17 protein-coding genes and 1 pseudogene are annotated in these 18,109 nt (G+C 53.3%); 13 read left to right on the top strand and 5 right to left on the bottom strand.

Features of this window, described 5'->3' with window-relative positions; genetic code table 11:
- Nucleotides 1-56: 56 nt before the first annotated feature.
- Nucleotides 57-374, bottom strand: coding sequence for a DciA family protein (locus tag GN111_RS32450; protein WP_170302565.1), 318 nt, complete (start codon nucleotides 372-374; stop codon nucleotides 57-59).
- A 441-nt stretch (nucleotides 375-815) separates the two neighbouring features.
- Between GN111_RS32450 and hflK the strand changes: the two genes are divergently transcribed.
- Both hflK and hflC read left to right on the top strand, forming a co-directional pair.
- A complete protein-coding gene (hflK, locus tag GN111_RS32445) occupies nucleotides 816-1,856 on the top strand; it encodes an FtsH protease activity modulator HflK (protein ID WP_155307713.1) in 1,041 nt (346 codons plus the stop codon).
- Nucleotides 1,853-2,839, top strand: coding sequence for a protease modulator HflC (gene hflC / locus GN111_RS32440; protein ID WP_155307712.1), 987 nt, complete (start codon nucleotides 1,853-1,855; stop codon nucleotides 2,837-2,839). Before hflK ends, hflC begins: the two co-directional genes overlap by 4 nt.
- Nucleotides 2,840-2,937: 98 nt before the next feature.
- On the opposite strand, the gene GN111_RS32435 is transcribed toward hflC, so the two are convergent.
- Entirely contained in the window at nucleotides 2,938-3,036 is a 99-nt protein-coding gene (locus tag GN111_RS32435; RefSeq protein ID WP_073474648.1) for a 30S ribosomal protein bS22, read from the bottom strand.
- A 184-nt stretch (nucleotides 3,037-3,220) separates the two neighbouring features.
- Between GN111_RS32435 and GN111_RS32430 the strand changes: the two genes are divergently transcribed.
- The 5 genes from GN111_RS32430 to GN111_RS32410 all read left to right on the top strand — a co-directional run bounded on the left by GN111_RS32430 (nucleotide 3,221) and on the right by GN111_RS32410 (nucleotide 7,581).
- Nucleotides 3,221-3,754, top strand: coding sequence for a hypothetical protein (locus tag GN111_RS32430; RefSeq protein ID WP_155307711.1), 534 nt, complete (start codon nucleotides 3,221-3,223; stop codon nucleotides 3,752-3,754).
- 114 nt (nucleotides 3,755-3,868) lie between these two features.
- A complete protein-coding gene (locus GN111_RS32425) occupies nucleotides 3,869-4,153 on the top strand; it encodes an FmdB family zinc ribbon protein (protein ID WP_155307710.1) in 285 nt (94 codons plus the stop codon).
- Between the two features lie 193 nt (nucleotides 4,154-4,346).
- Nucleotides 4,347-4,634, top strand: a complete 288-nt coding sequence (groES, locus tag GN111_RS32420; protein WP_155307709.1) for a co-chaperone GroES — start codon at nucleotides 4,347-4,349, stop codon at nucleotides 4,632-4,634.
- Between the two features lie 38 nt (nucleotides 4,635-4,672).
- Nucleotides 4,673-6,334, top strand: a complete 1,662-nt coding sequence (gene groL, locus GN111_RS32415; RefSeq protein WP_155307708.1) for a chaperonin GroEL — start codon at nucleotides 4,673-4,675, stop codon at nucleotides 6,332-6,334.
- 182 nt (nucleotides 6,335-6,516) lie between these two features.
- Nucleotides 6,517-7,581 carry a LysM peptidoglycan-binding domain-containing protein gene (locus tag GN111_RS32410; protein ID WP_170302564.1) on the top strand — a complete coding sequence of 355 codons (1,065 nt, stop codon included), beginning with the start codon at nucleotides 6,517-6,519 and terminating at the stop codon, nucleotides 7,579-7,581.
- Between the two features lie 67 nt (nucleotides 7,582-7,648).
- Here GN111_RS32410 and GN111_RS32405 read toward each other — a convergent pair whose 3' ends face one another.
- Complete coding sequence (locus GN111_RS32405; RefSeq protein WP_155307706.1) at nucleotides 7,649-9,487, bottom strand: GspE/PulE family protein; 1,839 nt, start codon at nucleotides 9,485-9,487, stop codon at nucleotides 7,649-7,651.
- A gap of 289 nt (nucleotides 9,488-9,776) precedes the next feature.
- On the opposite strand from GN111_RS32405, the gene GN111_RS32400 reads away from it, so the two are divergent.
- The 3 genes from GN111_RS32400 to GN111_RS32390 all read left to right on the top strand — a co-directional run bounded on the left by GN111_RS32400 (nucleotide 9,777) and on the right by GN111_RS32390 (nucleotide 11,400).
- Nucleotides 9,777-10,757 (top strand): hypothetical protein, encoded by a 981-nt coding sequence (locus GN111_RS32400; protein WP_155307705.1) that lies wholly within the window; start codon nucleotides 9,777-9,779, stop codon nucleotides 10,755-10,757.
- Nucleotides 10,758-10,870: 113 nt separating this feature from the next.
- Entirely contained in the window at nucleotides 10,871-11,113 is a 243-nt protein-coding gene (locus GN111_RS32395; RefSeq protein ID WP_155307704.1) for a hypothetical protein, read from the top strand.
- 107 nt (nucleotides 11,114-11,220) lie between these two features.
- Entirely contained in the window at nucleotides 11,221-11,400 is a 180-nt protein-coding gene (locus GN111_RS32390; protein ID WP_155307703.1) for a hypothetical protein, read from the top strand.
- 69 nt (nucleotides 11,401-11,469) lie between these two features.
- On the opposite strand, the gene GN111_RS32385 is transcribed toward GN111_RS32390, so the two are convergent.
- Entirely contained in the window at nucleotides 11,470-11,625 is a 156-nt protein-coding gene (locus tag GN111_RS32385; RefSeq protein WP_155307702.1) for a hypothetical protein, read from the bottom strand.
- 1,020 nt (nucleotides 11,626-12,645) lie between these two features.
- On the opposite strand from GN111_RS32385, the gene GN111_RS32380 reads away from it, so the two are divergent.
- The 3 genes and pseudogenes from GN111_RS32380 to GN111_RS32375 all read left to right on the top strand — a co-directional run bounded on the left by GN111_RS32380 (nucleotide 12,646) and on the right by GN111_RS32375 (nucleotide 16,332).
- Complete coding sequence (locus tag GN111_RS32380; protein ID WP_197740468.1) at nucleotides 12,646-13,650, top strand: hypothetical protein; 1,005 nt, start codon at nucleotides 12,646-12,648, stop codon at nucleotides 13,648-13,650.
- Nucleotides 13,647-14,081 (top strand): annotated as a pseudogene (locus tag GN111_RS34560) (hypothetical protein); the annotation flags it as partial. The gene GN111_RS32380 and the pseudogene GN111_RS34560, both read left to right, overlap by 4 nt.
- Before the next feature lie 130 nt (nucleotides 14,082-14,211).
- The gene (locus GN111_RS32375; RefSeq protein WP_231715834.1) at nucleotides 14,212-16,332 is read left to right on the top strand and encodes a c-type cytochrome; all 2,121 of its coding nucleotides are present in this window, start codon (nucleotides 14,212-14,214) and stop codon (nucleotides 16,330-16,332) included.
- 64 nt (nucleotides 16,333-16,396) lie between these two features.
- Here GN111_RS32375 and GN111_RS32370 read toward each other — a convergent pair whose 3' ends face one another.
- Nucleotides 16,397-18,109: an ABC-ATPase domain-containing protein gene (locus GN111_RS32370; RefSeq protein WP_155307701.1), complete on the bottom strand. Its 1,713-nt coding sequence runs from the start codon at nucleotides 18,107-18,109 to the stop codon at nucleotides 16,397-16,399.

Below are 18,109 nucleotides of genomic sequence, written 5' to 3'. Positions count from 1 at the left end.
CCGTTTGCGAATGAATGAACCACCCGGTGAAAAATGCAGGCGACGGTGTCAAATCACTATAGTGGACCGATCTTGAACTTGATCTCCCCGATGCGCTGGCTTTCGAGGCCTGCGTTGAACTTGGCAAGCAGTTCGTCTTTCAGAAATCGCAGCTGATGCAGCCAGGCGGAACTGGAGACGTGCACGAGAAGGAGGTCGCCCTTGACGGCAAACGGTCTGGCGTTTTCCGAAATGGGCGGGCCGATGGTTTTCTCCCATATCCGAATCAGGTGCGCGATACCGCCCCGGTTGTCCGACCGACATCGATCGACAATAACATCCAGCACCTGACCGATCGGCGTTAACGGCTGGTTTGAAGAAGTCTTCTTTTGCATGCCGAATCCTTTTCCGTCCTCTTTGTCATCCGATTGTCCGGATATAGAAATTGTCTTACCGGAAGTCAATACAGGGGGCATCGTAAATACGGCTTTTTATGAATTCATTAATACAAACGCCGGACAAAACAGCCTTTAACGGGCGGTCCAAATGTCGGGCGGTTCGGGAAAATGGTGTGACGTCGAAATCCGTTTTTACGGCCCTGCCCGCCGGCTTTTCGAATGTCGGCGCCCCTTTAGCCGGGAGAGCGGTAACCGATTTCCCTTGACTTAGCTGCATGCCAACCTTAGATTAATCTACGTTTTCATGCTGACCGGGCAACGGGTAATAAGCTGCTTGTGCTTGCAGCCATTACCGGTTCAACCGCCGCAGCGGTGCGACGGGGCACGTTAACGAAGGCTAAAAACCCGCTTCGATTCACTCGCAACCAAGGATAAAAAATGGCTTGGGATTGGGAAAAGTTGAACCGCCAGCATCAGCAGCAACCTGGCGGCGTTCCACCGCAGATGGACGATCTTGTCAATCAGTTGAAAAAATTCAAGCCGCCTGGCGGCTCCCTGCTGATTATCGCCGTCGTTGTGATTCTGATGATTGGCTACTCCGTCTTTTTTACCATTGAGTCCGGTTCTGTCGGCGTGGTTCAGCAGTTCGGCAAGTTCGTTCGCATTGCCCAGCCGGGCCCCAACTTCAAACTGCCCTTCGGCATCGAGAAAGTCACCAAAGTTCGCCAGGACCGCGTATACAAAGAGGAATTCGGTTTTCAGTCGGAACGCGGCGACTACGGCGGTGGGCGATACTCAGGGGCATCGGACACGGCCAGTATCGCCCTGATGCTCACCGGCGATTTGAATGTGGCGGTCGTGCCGTGGATCGTGCAATACAGAATCAAGGACCCGTATAACTACCTGTTCAAGGTCAAAGACCCGACGGGCCTGTTGCGCGATCTGTCGGAGTCCAGCATGCGCCTGGTGGTGGGGGATCGCAGCATCAACGAAGTCATCACCAAGCGGGATGAAATCGCCGTGGAGGCGCAGCGGGTGCTACAGGCCGAACTGAACAAGGCGGAAACGGGCATCAACGTGGTCACCGTGGAAATGAAGAAAACCAACGTACCCACGCCGGTGCAGCCCTCGTTCAACGAAGTCAACCAGGCCACCCAGGAAAAAGAGAAGATGATCTACCAGGCCCGGGAAGATTACAACAAGGCCATTCCGGCAGCCAGAGGCGAGGCCGAACGCACCATCAAGGCCGCCGAGGGCTATGCTCTCGACCGCATCAACCGGGCCAAGGGCGACGCGGCCCGCTTCAGCGACCTTTACAGTGAGTATATCAAGGCCAAGGACGTGACCAAAAGAAGGCTCTACCTTGAATCTCTCAAGGAACTGCTCCCCAAGATCGACCGCAAGTTCATCGTGGATGCGGATCAGAAAAACGTACTGCCTCTCTTAAATCTCGGAAACAATGGTGGTGGAATCAAATGAAAGTAAAAGCCCTGCTGGCCCTGGCCGGCGTACTGGTATTGCTCCTGGTGATCTGCGCCTACACGGTCGACGAGACCGAGCAGGTGGTGGTCACCCGTTTCGACAAGGTTCAGCGGACCGAGACCGAGCCGGGACTCAAATTCAAACTTCCGATTATCGAAAAGGCGCTGGTCTTTCCGAAAAACCTTCAGGAATGGGATGGTGATCCCGGCCAGATTCCAACCCGCGACAAAACCTATATCTGGGTGAATACATTCGCTCGCTGGAAAATCGTCGATCCGGTCGTTTTTTTCAAAACCGTCGGCTTCGTCAACCGCGCCCAGCAGCGGCTGGACGAAATTATCGACCCCACGGTGCGCAACTTCATCACCTCCAACCGCCTTATTGAAGCCGTCCGCAACAGCAATCGGGAACTGGATACCTTCGAGGATTTCGGAGATGATTCGGCCACCCCCACCCAGACGGAAATTGACCTGGAGAAGGAAAAACCCGCACGCTTTGCCCAGGTTTTCGTCGGGCGGGACAAGATCGACACCGGCATTCTGGAACAGGCCAAACCCAAACTGGCCAAATTCGGCATCGAACTGGTGGATGTGAAAATCAAGCGCGTGAACTATGTCGAGGAAGTCCGCAAGTCGGTCTATGACCGCATGATCGCCGAGCGTAAGCAGATCGCCCAGAAATTCAGATCCGAAGGCAAGGGAGAAGCCCAGAAGATCCTGGGTGAAAAAGAAAGGGAACTCAAGCGCATCGAATCGGAAGCCTACCGGACGGCCCAGGAAGTCAAGGGTAAGGCCGACGCGGAATCGACGCGCCTTTATGCCGAATCGTTCGGCGTAGACCCCGAATTTTATTCTTTCGTTAAAACGCTGGAAGTGTACAACGAGGCTCTGACCGACAACAGTTCGATCATCCTTTCGACGGACTCCGAAATTTTCAAGTACATGAAGGGCTATGAAGGAGCGCCACTGAAAAAACCATAGCGATAGCGGTCGAGCAACCGGGAAGGATTGGAAAGCACCGACGCGACTTGTGTCGGTGCTTTCTTATCTGAGATCATCACAGAAGTGCGAAGGTATCATTATTTACCCTTTCTTCTCTGATGCCGCGTACGGGCCAACAGCTTGCGGTGCTTATGCTTGCGCATCTTTTTTCTTCTTTTCTTGATCACGCTGCCCAACAGATCACCCCCATTCGTCGTAAAATAGTAAGGTCGAATAAACTTGATTTAATATACCATCGTCCGTTGCTTGTCCATATCTTTTTATTTGCCCATTTCCCGAAAAGTGCATCCGGCCTTACTTTGACCCATTGATCCTTGAGTTGGTGTATGCTACAGGGCTTTTATGAAGGAAAAGGATAGGTTGCCTACATTCTCAAGCAGTCAACTGGCCATGGTCAACAACGCGGTCGCCATGGCCGAAGAACTTGTCAGCAACCATTATAAGATGTCTGCAAGTCAATGGCTGCACCCGAAGTACGACGTCAAAACCCTTTCCGAGTTGACCGATGAGGAAATCGTTAACGGCCCCTTTGCCCAGATCATCCGCTATGAAGGCAAACTGAAGGGCGGCGTTTTGGGCTCCAGCGCCTACGATTTCTACAAAATCTGTATTCAGGATCATGCCATCCTGGAAGTGCTGAAGACGCATCCGGAGATGGAACTTCCTCCTTTCGCCCTGTACGTGGTCACCCACGAGTTGGTTCATATTGTCCGTTTCAGCCGCTTTCTTCAGAATTTCGATGCCAGTGCAGCCGAGAAATTAGAGGAAGAGCGACGCGTCCACGGCATCACCCACGAAATTCTCGATCCGGTCAGAGCCCATGGATTGGGAACCGTGCTCGATTTTTACAGCACATGGCGCACCCCCATCGACGGTTTGAAAACCATGGCCTGATTTTCACTTTCGTTTTCTTGACAAGCACGAAAGACGACATATATTAGTGCAGTCAATTCGACGAAACACCCTATTTTTTATAATTTTTGCACTTAGTTACAGGAGAATTGATACATGCCGCTCTACGAATACCAATGTACGAAGTGCGGAGAAATTGAAGAAGCGATCCAGAAATTTTCGGATCCTCCACTGTCCACATGCCGGCACTGCTCGGGAAAGCTGAATAAGCTGATTTCCCAAAGCAGTTTTCATCTCAAGGGAACGGGATGGTATGCATCAGGCTACTCCAAGCCCCCCGCCTCAAGCACCGGCGGCAAGGAGCCGGAATCGAAAAAATCTGCAGAAAAAAATGCCACCCCCGGCGACAATGCCTCCAAAGCAACCAAAAGCGACGATTAGGCCATAGTAATGACGGCGGCATATAAAAACCGGCCGGCACTCTTTACAATTCACTGCTTGTGATTACGTTTATAGATCTTTTGATCGGCGTTTAAAAAGGGCGATAGGCCAGAAGGCCCCTTTGAAACAACAAATTAGGATTGGGACTGTTTGGTAACAACACAAGTTCTTAACGAAAAGGAGAGAAGGAAACATGAAACTCAGACCATTGCAGGATCGAATTTTGGTGCAGCGCGTCGAAGAAGAAACCAAAACCAAGGGCGGTATTATCATCCCGGATACAGCCAAAGAAAAACCGGCAGAGGGAAAGGTTAAAGCCGTGGGCAACGGGAAAGTCGGCGACGACGGCAAGCGTGTGGCACTGGAAATCAAGGTTGGCGACCGGATTCTGTTTGGAAAATACTCAGGAACGGAAGTAAAAATTGATGGCGAAGAATACCTGATCATGCGTGAGGACGACGTGCTCGGCGTCATTGAGTAACAATTACCCATCTATAGAAGATACGGAGGTTATACAAAATGGCTGGTAAAGTGATTAAATACGATATGAAAGCCCGCGAAGCAATGCTCAACGGCGTCAAGGCCCTTGCCGATGCAGTGGTTGTCACCTTAGGCCCCAAAGGCAGAAACGTCGTCATCGACAAATCCTGGGGATCTCCCACAGTCACCAAAGACGGTGTTACCGTTGCCAAGGAAGTCGAACTGGAAGATAAGTTCGAGAACATGGGCGCCCAGATGGTCAAGGAAGTGGCCAGCAAGACCAGTGACATGGCCGGCGACGGAACCACCACGGCAACCGTTCTCGCCCGTGCCATCTACGAGGAAGGCCAGAAGCTCGTTGCCGCCGGCAACAACCCCATGGCCATCAAGCGCGGAATCGACAAGGCTGTGGAAGTGGCAGTCAAAGAGCTGCACAAGATGAGCAAACCCACCAAAGACCAGCGCGAAATCGCTCAGGTGGGCACCATCTCCGCCAATAACGACGAGACCATCGGCAATATCATCGCCGAAGCCATGAACAAAGTCGGTAAAGAAGGCGTTATCACCGTCGAGGAAGCCAAAGGCATGGAAACCACCCTGGATGTGGTCGAAGGCATGCAGTTCGACCGTGGCTACCTATCCCCCTACTTCGTCACCGATCCCGAAAAAATGGTTGCCTCCCTCGAAGACCCCTTTATCCTCATCAACGAAAAGAAGGTCAGCAACATGAAAGACCTGCTGCCGGTTCTCGAACAGGTCGCGAAGATGGGCAAACCGCTGATGATCATCGCCGAAGATGTCGATGGCGAAGCCCTGGCGACCTTGGTGGTCAACAAACTGCGCGGCACGATTCAGGTGGCCGCCGTCAAGGCTCCCGGATTCGGTGACCGCAGAAAAGCCATGTTGGAAGACATCGCCATTCTCACCGGCGGCCAGGTTGTTTCCGAAGATCTGGGCATCAAAATGGAAAATCTCACCCTTGCCGATCTGGGCAAGGCCAAACGCATCAGCATCGACAAAGACAACACCACCATCGTCGACGGCGCCGGTGCGCGCTCCGCTCTGGAAGGTCGCGTCAAGCAAATTCGCGCCCAGATCGAGGAAACCTCCTCCGATTACGATCGCGAAAAACTGCAGGAGCGGCTGGCCAAGCTGATCGGCGGCGTAGCCGTGATCAACGTCGGCGCAGCGACCGAGACCGAGATGAAAGAGAAAAAAGCACGCGTGGAGGACGCCCTTAACGCGACCCGTGCTGCAGTTGAAGAAGGCATCGTTCCCGGCGGCGGCGTGGCGCTGGTGCGGACACTGCCCGCATTGGAAAAAATTAAAATCAAGGCTGACCAGAAACTGGGCGTCAAGGTGGTCATGCGCGCCATCGAAGAACCCCTGCGCCGGATCGCCAGCAATGCCGGCTACGAAGGCAGCGTTGTCATCGACAAGGTCAAAAACGAGGAAGGTTCCACCGGTTACAATGCCGCCACAAATGAGTACGAAGATCTCATTGAAGCCGGCGTGATCGACCCCACCAAGGTGGTCCGCTTTGCCCTTCAGAATGCAGGCAGCGTGGCATCCCTGATGCTCACCACTGAAGCCATGATCGCTGATAAGCCTGAAGAAAAGGGCGCCGATCCTATGGCTGGCGCCGGTGCTGCCGGCATGGGCGGTATGGGTGGCATGGGCGGCATGGGCGGCATGATGTAATCGACCGATCCGAACCTTATCCCATGGTTTAAACAAAAGCCTCCGCAGGGTCTTTCTGCGGGGGCTTTTGTTTTGTATCGAACAACGGTTCCTCTTGACAACACACCATCAATCAGGTTACTGAAATCAATAAGAAAGTTGCGACAGAACCATCCATGACACCCAAAAGACGAGGTTTGGTGATGAATCGTAGAACAACTTTAGCCGTTCTTATTTCCGTTTTTCTGCTTGCGCCCCTCTTGCTTACAACAACGGGCATGGCAGCGGATAAAATCGATGTCGTCGAAAGCGAGACGGGGTTCTACTATACCATTCAGAAGGGCGACACCCTCTGGGACCTGTCCAAGCGTTTCAGCGACTCCCCCTGGTTGTGGCCGGAATTGTGGGAAGACAACGATCAGATCAGCAATCCGCATTGGATTTTCCCTGGCGAGCGGATTCGGCTGTACAAAAAATCGGGATCGCAGACCGTCATTCAGACGGATTCCGTCGCCGTGACTCCGGAAGAGCCGGTGAAACCGGTCAAACCCATGGTCGGGAAAGAAGCGGCCGGGCCCTTCTTCGTCTACAGTTCCATAGACAAAGTCGGTTTCATCCGCAAGCCGCCCGTTAAGCCTTCGGGAACCATTTTCGAGATCCAGGGAAACAAAATCATGATCAGCGAAGGGGACATCGTTTACGTCCATCCAGCGGCGGACAGCCCTCGGACGGCACTCATCCCCGGCAGCCGGCATGTCATCTTCAGGTACAGGGAACCGACCGATGAAAGAGATGCCATGGAAACCATCGGCGTCCAGCATTATATCCTGGGGATTCTGGAAGTCACCGAAGAAAAATCGGATATGGTCATCGCCAGAATCCTCAAATCGTACCGGCCGATCAAGACGGAAGACATGCTGATGCCCTTCAGCCAACGGTCCGCCAAAATAGAAATCAAGCCCAGTACGCCCGGGATCGACGGCCAGATTATCAATTCGGAAGACCACACCAAAATGACCGGTGAACTCATGCTGGCCTTCATCGACAAGGGCACTGCGGACAATATCGAAATCGGGCAGCAATACAGCGTCTATGATCGCAAAAAAAGCGAGTCTGAAAAAGACAAGACCCAATCCGTGAGCTTGCCACCGGTTGATTTCGGAACGATCCTCGTTCTGCATACGGAGCGGACCACATCAACGGTGATTGTGACCAATGCCAACAAGGCCATCACTGCCGGAGAACGCTTCCGAACCCCGATTGAATAGCGGGAAAATCCCTTTTCAGCCGACTAAAAAGCCTGCTTCAATGAAGCAGGCTTTTTTTACGGAGCCATTAAGCCGTTTCTCCCATTGCATTTTCCGTTAGAAGATCCCCGGAAGTGACACGCAGGACCTCCTGGTAGGTTGTAGCGCCCGCCAGCAGTTTTTCAATGGCACTCTCCCGTAAAGAAGCCATGCCCTGTGCCCGAGCGGCCGCCGTCAATCCGGCAAGGTCCGAATCCGGTACCGTCAGGGATTTGATGGCATCGGTGAAAGGGAGCACTTCATGGATGGTGGTTCTACCCTGGTAACCGGTTCCCCTGCACTTCTGGCAGCCCTTGCCGTGAAAAAGTGTCAAGCTCCCCGATTTTCCGGTTTCCAGCCCTAAAGCCGCAAGCTTGGAGGCATCCATTTCCACGGGTTCTTTGCAGGCATTGCAGATGGTGCGCACCAGCCGCTGAGAGAGAATCCCTCGAAGCGTAGCCTGGATGAGAAACGATGGAACACCCAGGTCCATCAGTCGGATGATCGACGAGGGAGCATCGTTGGTGTGCAGGGTGGACAGCACCAAATGCCCGGTGAGCGCCGCCTGGATCGCGTTTTCCGCGGTTTCCAGGTCCCTTAGTTCCCCAACCATGATGATATCCGGATCCTGCCGCAGGATATTGCGCATGATAGACCCGAAGGTAATGCCAACCTGGGGTTTAACGGCGATCTGATTGAAATCCTCGTGCACCATTTCGATGGGATCCTCGATGGTGGTTACGTTGACCTCCGGGGTACTGATTTTCCTCAAGGTGGAGTACAGGGTTGTGGATTTTCCACTACCGGTAGGTCCGCAGACCAGAACCAGCCCATGGGGATGGGAAACGATCTGATTGTATTTCTCCATGTCCACGGAGGAAAAACCGAGGTTCGCAAGGTCCTGGAACAGAATATCCGGGTCCATGACCCGCATGACCACCTTCTCGCCGAAGGCGACGGGAACGGTGGAGACCCGGATTTCCACCTCCACATCTTTCTTGCCCGTCTTGATGCGGCCATCCTGGGGTCGCCGTTTTTCGGCCATATCCAGCCCGGACAGGTTCTTGATGCGGCTGATGATCGCCGAATGGACACTCTTGGGTAGCTGGTAGACCGTGTGCAGCACGCCGTCGATTCTCATCCTGACCAAGCTCTTCTCCCGTTTGGGTTCGATATGGATATCGCTGGCCTTCTGGTCGAATGCATACAGGAAAAGATGGTTGACAGCATTGACCACGTGCTGGTCGTTGGAAGGCAGTTCATCGGCCGACTGAAGCTGGATATAGCGCTCGAGATTGCCCAGATCCACGGTGGGGCCGGAAAACTGGTGCTCGGCGGCAGCAATGGACCGTTTAAAACCGAAAAACTCGTCAATGAGTTTGATAATGTCCGACCGGGGGCTGACTACTGCATGGACCCGCATCTGGCAGGCGCGCGTGATGTCCTCGAGCACCTCGGCATTGAAAGGATTGGGGGTGGCCACGGTGAGTTTTCCCTGGCTGATCCCGATGGGCAGCACCAGATGATTTTTGGCAAACGAGATGGGAATGGTGGTGGTGACCAAATTCAGGTCCAGTTTGAGCGGATCGATCTTGACGAACGGCAGGTTCCATCTTTCCGCAAGTGTCTGGTAAATAATGTCCTCGTCCAGAATTTTTGAGGGGCTGTCCTCGCGCTTGATATTCTGGGCCACAACGGTATCGATAAAAAGGAACGGTTGATCCCGTTTCTCGTTAAAATTGTTTCCACCCTGTTTATCGCGGCGCCTCTCGAACTGCTGGATCAGCTTCGTCCGGTTGGCATACAATTCTCTGGCCTGCTGGATGGATATCAACCCCTTTTTCTCAATTACGGAAAGAAGATATTTGGGCGACCATTGTTCGATCATGGATGTTCACTCCTTCGATGCCCTCACGGTCCAACGGCCGGAGGGTTTTTTATCAAATCGTGGCGTCTGTATGCCGATGCACGAAAGGGTCGCCTTACTTTGCGCGCAGATCGTACGAACGGTTGGCAAACGCCGCCTGACAGGCGATTTCATGTTCATCGGATCGGTTCCGAATGTCAAGCGATAAAGGTAACCGTTGTTTCTTCCCACATGCGCTGGTAATAAGAAAGACAGCCGATGACCACGGAAATTGATGCACATCGTGGCACAAAGAAGATGGAGATCCGGGATGCAGCGTTTTGTGATATGTCTCGCCCTTTGTTTTGGCCTTTGTCTGGCCGATTTGACGTTCTCGTGGTCGCAAGCCGGCCCGTCGGGGCAGTCCAGACAAGCGCTATTTTACGGCACCGCTCAGACCATCGGCCACATCGAATCGGAACAACTGGTGGAATGCTCGGGAATGGACACCTCCCTGATCGACGCGGACCTGCTGTGGGCCGTCAACGACGGCGGTAACGGACCGTTTTTGTTTGCCTTGGGCCGGGACGGCCGAAGCCGGGGCCGCATAAAGATCTCCGGAGCCACCAATCGAGACTGGGAAGGGCTGGCAACCTTCATGTGGCATGGCAAACCGATGCTCCTCATTGCCGATTTCGGCGACAACCGCCAAAGGCATCCAACTCACACCCTGATTGTACTCGAAGAGCCCCGTCTTTCACCGCAGCGCCAGAAACGACCGATGCTTGCCCAGACAGCATGGAAAATCGTTTTTCGCTACCCGGATGGCCGTCACGATGCCGAGGGGGTGGCTGTGGATCAAGATGCAGGAGAGGTCCTGGTACTCACAAAAAGAGATACGCCGCCATTGTTGTTTGCCTTGCCGCTGAAACCCGATCCTCCCGGACAGACCGTGACGGCTAGAATTGTAGCGACCATCGATTGCATCCCTGAGCCCACCGCCGAGGACCGACGCCATCCCTATGGACATGTCCGCTCCCAGCCTACAGGGCTGGATATCTCCTCCGACGGATCCCGGATCGTCGTTCTGACTTACAAGCACGCCTACCTGTTCTATCGCCGGCCCGGCACCGGCTTGAGGTCCGCATTTGAACTGCAGCCGGTTGTCATCGAACTGCCTCTGCCCCAAAATTGCCCCGAGTTGAGGCAACGGGAAGCGATCTGCTTCTCGAAAGATGATCGATCCCTGCTGGTCACATCCGAAGGCAAAAGGGCGAGGATCGTTGAACGGATTCTTTCTATAACCGATTGACATCCCAGCGCTATTGTGGTGCAACATCATCATGTGGGTTGGCAGCAAGGGCCTTGAAGGATGCCTGTTGTCTTACGGCAACATTTTCTTAAAGCCACAAAAAAATCGATCCGATGAATAAAGTACAAGCCATGGCGCGCATCATGGTGCTGTTGAATGAAAACGGTCTATTGAAACCGGGAAGCAAGGTGTACAAAGCCGTGAGAAAGATGGCTTCCGAAAAAATCGACCGCCTGGGGCCGGATGCCGCCCTTCTGCAGATCATGGACAGAAAAGACCGGCTGTTGGATCAGATCAGGATGCTGAACATGTGGTATAAAGTTGCGGGAAGGCAATCGCCACCGGATTACTGGTAGCGTTTTCGGGTAAGCGGTGTTGGCACTGGTTCGCAGGGGTGGATTCAATAACTGGCAGATTTGACCTTTCTTCTTTCAATGCTACGAATTGCATGGGGAGAGCTTCTATGTGGAAATTGATCGTCATCGTGATTTACTTTTCCGGATGGTATGTCCTGTTTCGCTGGGGGCACAGCAAAGGCAAACCCAACGTCGAAACCCTGGCCTGGCTGATGGGAGGCCTGTCTGCGCTCATGTTGATTTTCGGGGTGCTGAACTGGGAGCTGTCCATCCTGGGCTACAAATAATGATCTTTAATAACGGTAACGAAGCGTGCATCGTTGGGCGGTCTGCACGTTATGCAGGACCGAACCCATTTAAGATCGGTACACTTCTTCGACCCAATCCTTAAACCAGCGAGGCTTTTGATAAAGAACGTGGATTAGAACCAACGCCGTAATGGGAATCGGGATAATCGTATCAAAAGCTGCCAGAACGATGATGTAGATCAAAATTTGGGTTTTTAACGACATGCTGACAAGCCTCCTGTTCTAAAAAGCTGAATCGGCAAGATAGGACGGCGCTTTCAAATAAAGACCTACCCCCCGCAAGGAAGATTGTCAAACGACACCAAATCTTTGTAAAAAAATTTTACAAACTGAAATGCGTTTTTAAAAATGATTTGAAAGTTTTCGGATATGAAGGAGCGGTTTCAATGTTCTGTCGAAAAAAAATAATCCTGGCAGGACTCGCATATTGCCGAGATGCTGTATTCGACTTCGGCGCGCTGTGTTCGAAACCCACTGGCCGGATTTCCGCAAATTTTACACAATCCGTGGGCCTTGGCTATGGACTCTCTGGCGACGACCTCTTCTTCGGACAATATATTTATCAATTCTTGCGCTCTGCTCATTTTAAAATCGCCTTTCAGCACAGTATAGATTGATCTCAAATCAGGCCGATATGCAGGATTGGTCTTCTCACCCTTCGTTCGAGCACATAACGCACATTTTATGCCGGACTCACAACATTTAAAAATAACATTACATATCAGACGGTTGTCCTTTCAAGATGCGGCCCGGATCAACCGATGCAACAAGAATTGTCAGGGTGCATACGAAAAATTGTCATAACCCCGGGAAAAAGCTAAATGGCGAGGATCCACATAAAAGGCAAAGCCCCTGCAACGGTATGGGCTGCAGGGGCTTTGAGGTATTGGGTGGAATGGAGGTGTATGGCATTTACATTCCGAAAACCACAGAGCCACCCAGACAGCAATGGTTACATCGTTTCCATGAAAAATCCGTAAAACATTTGATTTTCCCTGGTTTGGTCGGAAACCGCTTAATGGGGAGTTTTCCATTTCCCGGCATAATATGATATTTTTTTTAAGTTGGCTGGAATCTACTCTATTCATTTTAGATAAAACGGCCATTTCGTGGATTCACTTGGTACACCTGTTCATAAAACCGGTGTACTTAGCCCGAAGGAGCATGCACCATGACAGTAAACGACCTCATCCCGGCGGCGGACGCGATCCCGGTTGACTGGAGGTGGCTCTATTTTTTCTGGTTCTGACCTTTGTCCTGCACCTTCTTTTCATGAATGCCATGCTGGGTTCGGCAATCATGGCATTCATCTGTGAACTGCGGGGGAAAAAAGCCGGGCCGAGCAAGGACATCTCCACAAAACTGCCCTATACCATCGCCTTTACCGTCAACCTGGGTGTGGCCCCCCTGCTCTTCTTGCAGGTTTTGTATGGCCAGTTCATCTATGTCAGTTCGGTGCTCATGGCCGGGTTCTGGCTGGCGGTGATCGGCCTGATCATCATGCTTTACTACAGCGCCTATATCTATGATTTCCGCTTTGAGAAGATGCCTGGCGCCCGGACCTTTTTTATCGGTCTGACCGCCATTTTGGGTCTGATCGTCGCTTTTCTGTTCACAAACAACATGACCCTCATGCTCCGACCGGAAACCTGGCAGGAATACTTCGGCAACCGCAGCGGGACTCTTCTCAATCTTAACGATCCCACATTGTGGCCCCGCTATCTGCATTTTATCGTCGCCTCCATAGCCGTAGGCGGTCTTTTCCAAGCCGTCCTCGCAAAAATGCGCAAAACGCTGCCGGACCGACAATACAAGATTGACCACGGCATGCGATGGTTTACCATCGCTACCGTCGTCCAGATTCTGGTCGGATTCTGGTTTTTGATCAGCCTCCCCCGGGAGGTGATGTTAAGCTTCATGGGCGGCGACGCGCCGAACACGGTAATTTTTATCTTGGGACTGGCCGTAGCCGCTGTTTCCCTGATATTCGGGATCACCCGACGCGTCTTACCTGCGACGGCCGCCACAATCGCCACTGTACTCTTCATGGCGATTGTGCGCGATCTGGTCCGCACTGAATTTTTAAAACCGGTATTTCATCCCAGCGATCTGAAAGTGGCGGCACAATACTCACCTATGATCGTTTTTCTCATCGTTCTTGTTCTGGGGCTGGGGATCATGGCCTACATGCTCCATCTGGCCGCTGACAGTGGAAAGGAGGCCAAGTGAATTATCCGGTCTGGGAACTGACCACTTTCGGCGGAGGGTTCTGGATTGCCCTGGTGGCCGTTGTGCATGTTTACGTCGCGCATTTTGCCGTGGGTGGCGGCCTCTTTCTGGTCCTTAGCGAAATAAAGGGCTACCGGGAAAATTCACAGTCCATCCTGGACTACACCCGCAAGCACACCCAATTTTTTCTGCTGTTGACCATGGTTTTCGGCGGGCTCACCGGGGTGGGGATCTGGTTTACGATCTCCCTTTTGTCGCCCGCCGCCACCTCCGTATTGATCCACATCTTCGTCTTCGGTTGGGCTACGGAATGGATCTTTTTCGTAGGCGAAATCGTCGCCCTTTTCGTCTACTTTTACACCTTCGGTAAAATGCAACCCCGACGGCACCAGACCGTCGGCTGGATCTATTTTATCTGTGCCTGGATGTCGCTGTTCATCATCACCGGCATCATCGATTTCATGCTCACCCCGGGGGGCATGGCTGGAGAACGGAAGTTTCTGGAGCGGTTTTTTCAACCCCACTTTCTGGCCTTCCCTGTTTTTCAGGACCTTTATCGCCATGGTCTTCGCGTCCCTTTTCGCCTTGGTGACCGCGAGCTTCCAGAAGGACGACACGACCCGGCAGACCATGATACGCTATGCCGTAAAATGGATGCCCCTGCCCTTTGTTCTCATGCTTGCTTCGGCCTTTTGGTATCTGCAAGCGGTCCCGCCAGAAACCCGGATGGTCATGCTACAGGTCTCCCCGGAACTGCGTACCTATATCGACGGTTTCCTCGTTCTCTCACCAATCCTGTTTCTGGCCGTCTTGGCAATGAGCATCCGCCTGCCGCGCGGCTTGCAGCAAACGGCGGCCCTGGTGCTCATGGTGATCGGCCTTGTGTACATGGGCGCCTTTGAGTTCACCCGCGAAGGCGGACGCCGGCCGTTTCTGGTTCACGGATACATGCATTCCAATTCCATCCGCGTGTCCGAGGCCAAGGAAATCAACCGAACGGGAATTCTCCAAAACGCCCGATGGAGCGAGGTGAAATCCGTGACCCAAGAGAATCGCATCGAGACCGGACGACAAATCTTCCAGTTGGCGTGCGCAAGCTGCCACGCCATCGGCGGCCCCATGAACGACATCCTGCCACTCACGGCAAAATTCGATGCGGTTTACGGCATGGATTCCATGCTCGACGGTCTGGGCAAAATCAACAATTACATGCCGCCGTTTCTTGGAACTCGGCCGGAACGCGAGGCGCTGGCCGCGTATATCGTCGAAGAACTGCACGGCCATGCCGTGCAGAAAACCCCATCGACGGCATCGAACCTGAATTTTGACATTCCAGCCCACACCTCGCAGGATGAATATGTGCTGCTGGCTTGGAACAACCTGGGCATGCACTGCATCTCGGACAGCGATCCCTTCTGGATTCTCCTGCCACCTGCCAACGACCTCTTCGCCCAACTGGTGCGTAAAGGCGAATTGCCGGAAATTGTCAGCGAGGGCGTAAAACTAAACTACCGGGTGGAACCTGGATTTGAAAACCCGTCCGCGCAGGTTAGGTTCTGGGAGTTCTCTCAGCCTCTTATGGGAAAGAGAATCCCTGAAAACGTCGGCGTTTCCGGCAACCCGGTTACCGGTGGCGAGATGGCGTGGAACGAGGAGACAAACGCCTTCGAGGCCTCCCTGGTTCCGGTGGTTCCCTATCCGGCCAACGGCACATTCAACCCATATCCCCTTTACATGGTAGAAGCCGTCGACGAGGCAACGGGAACGGTTTTGGCCACCACCCGCTTCGTGGCCCCGACTTCGACGGAAATGGGTTGCAAGAACTGCCATGGCGGCGGCTGGCGAGTAGCCGGCGTGGCCGGATTTACGGACGAAACGGCTTCCGATGTTCTCAAGGTCCACGACCGCATCAATCGCACCGACCTCTTGAAAAAAGCCAGGGCCGGCAACCCGATGCTCTGCCAGAGCTGCCATGCCGATCCGGTTCTGGGAACTGAAGGCAAACCGGGAATTCCCAATTTCCCCGCGGCCATTCACGGCTTTCACGCCAATTACCTCACCGAAAGGGGAACCGAAGCCTGTTTCAAGTGCCACCCCTCTTCCGCTGCGGGACCCACCGGATGCCTGCGGGGCGTGCACGCCAGCCTGGGCCTGGACTGTACCCATTGCCACGGTTTTCTGGAAGACCACGCCTTGAGCCTGCTGAAATATGAAAAGACGCAGGGGAAAAAGGTGGACAAGCTGATGCGCCACCTTACGCCGCGGACGGTATCGTCCCTGCAAGACATTGAGCCCAGGATTCCATGGGTCAACGAACCGGACTGTTTGAATTGTCACGTGGATTTCGAAAAGCCGGCAACGAGGGACGTCAGCGGTTTCAACCAATGGACCCATAGTGTTGCCGGTCTATTCCGTATGCGCACCGACGATGTGGGATTGATGTGCGAAGCCTGCCATGGCGCCACCCACGCCAACTACCCGGCCACCAACATGTACGGCAAGGATCGGGACAATATCCCGCCGCTGCAGTATCAGGGCATCAACCTGCCGATCGGTGCGAACAACAACTGTGCACTCTGTCACACCGTGGAAATGGAAGACAGCGTTCACCATCCAAACATGCTGCATGAATTTCGCAACCGACAGCTGTCGCGGACGATCCAAGGCCCATCCGAATCCTGACCGGGAATTGCCATGGGAAACCATCAAATTTGTGGCAGGAAAACGTCAATACCGAAACCGCTTGTCAAAGCACCGACAGGCTCCGGAAACGATTCAGGGCAAACGCCAGTTCCAGCCCTCTGAATTGCGCAAAATGCCCGCAGATTCGGCTGCTGATCACATCGATTCCTTTTTCGTCGATATCCTTGATGACGCGCTGAATGACGTCGTGCAAGGGCGTTTTCTCGTCCATATATTTTTTGGCGTATTCCAGAGCGTACCCGATGGCCCGGGTCTGGGAGAGTTCCACCAGTTGCTCGAGGTCCGTGAGGTCGACAACCTGCCGGCCAAAGTGAAGTCGGTCCACTTCTCTGGCAAAAATCCTGAATTTGCCATAGGTATTGAGCGCGTCAAAACTCTCGGCAAGGGGAATCCGATCTCGAAGCGTAATAGGATGGGATTCGGCTTCCATGCGCCGTTTTAACGGAGACTGCGCTGCAATTTCTCGGGCCCTGCAGGTCACGTCCGTGGGTCGATATTCGGTCATCTGAATGACATGATCGGCCACGTCAAAATAATCCCCCACACCTCCAAGTACCAGAACCGTGGAAATGTTTTTTTCCGTGTACAGCTGGCGAACCTTGTCGATAAAAGGCGTGATCGGCTCGTCTTCTTTGGCCACCAGTTGTTGCATTTTACTGTCGCGGACGATAAAATTGGTAGCACAGGTATCCTCGTCCATTAATAATACTTCAGCCCCCGATTCGATCGCCTCCATAATCGAAGCCGCCTGGGACGTACTGCCACTGGCATTTGCGGTACAAAAGGATGTTGTTTCTTTTCCGAAGGGAAGTCCGTTGATAAAAGAAGAGATGTCGGTTTTCACCACCGATCGGCCGCTGTAGGATCTTATCTTTACGGTCTGTTCATTGGAGACGCATCGTTCCCGGCCGTCACCGGGAATGTGATTGTAAATACCGACTTCCAGCGCCTCGAGCAGGGTGGATTTGCCATGATAGCCTCCGCCGGTGATCAGCGTGACCCCTTTGGGTATCCCCATTCCGGAAATGCTTCCGGCATGGGGCAGATCGATCTTGGTCACAAGGCTGTCCGGCGCGGAAAATGGGACCACCGACGTTGTGACCATGGGCCGGTCGCTCGCGCCACTTTCGCGGGGAAGGATAGAATTGTCGGCAACGAATGCGACCAACCCCCGGGAGTCGAGTTTGCTTCGCAGGTATTCGGCATCTTCAGCGACCTCGATGTGCCGCTGCAGCGCCTGTTGATCGATATTTTCGGCCAACAGGGATTGTTCTACGATGTGCGGAAGTGCCTCGAAAAGCATGTGAGTGGCGCTTTCAGACACAATTCTCCTACCTTCAGCGGGAAGCCCCACAAAACAGCGCACCTCGATCCTCTCTTTTGTAATCACCACGCTGTTTCTCTTAAGAATCGATTGCCCGGGTCGATCGATCGTGATGATCCCGCTGTACCCCGTGCCGCGACGTTTCCCTGCAATTTTACGGCTCACGTCAAAAAATGTTCTGGCCAGAAAATCGGAGAAAGCGATCCTTCTTACCCTGGAATCTGTAGAGAAGTTGACGATGTGAGGATCGTCGCGCCGGACCTGGACGCGGTAAATACCGGCTTGCGGGGGTGCGTAAGGGTCCTGGGGAATTTGCTGCAGGATCAAGGTGAACCGGTTGAAGTCATAGCAACCGGAAAGAGACTGGTAATGACCGTAATCCCGGCCATCGATCTCTGTCAATTTCTGTTTGAGAAGGTTTGCGGTTTGCAT

It is taken from the genome of Desulfosarcina widdelii, from assembly GCF_009688965.1.
Taxonomy (GTDB): domain Bacteria; phylum Desulfobacterota; class Desulfobacteria; order Desulfobacterales; family Desulfosarcinaceae; genus Desulfosarcina; species Desulfosarcina widdelii.
The sequence above is the reverse complement of the archived record's forward strand: the minus strand, read 5'-3'. Positions and strand labels throughout refer to the sequence as shown.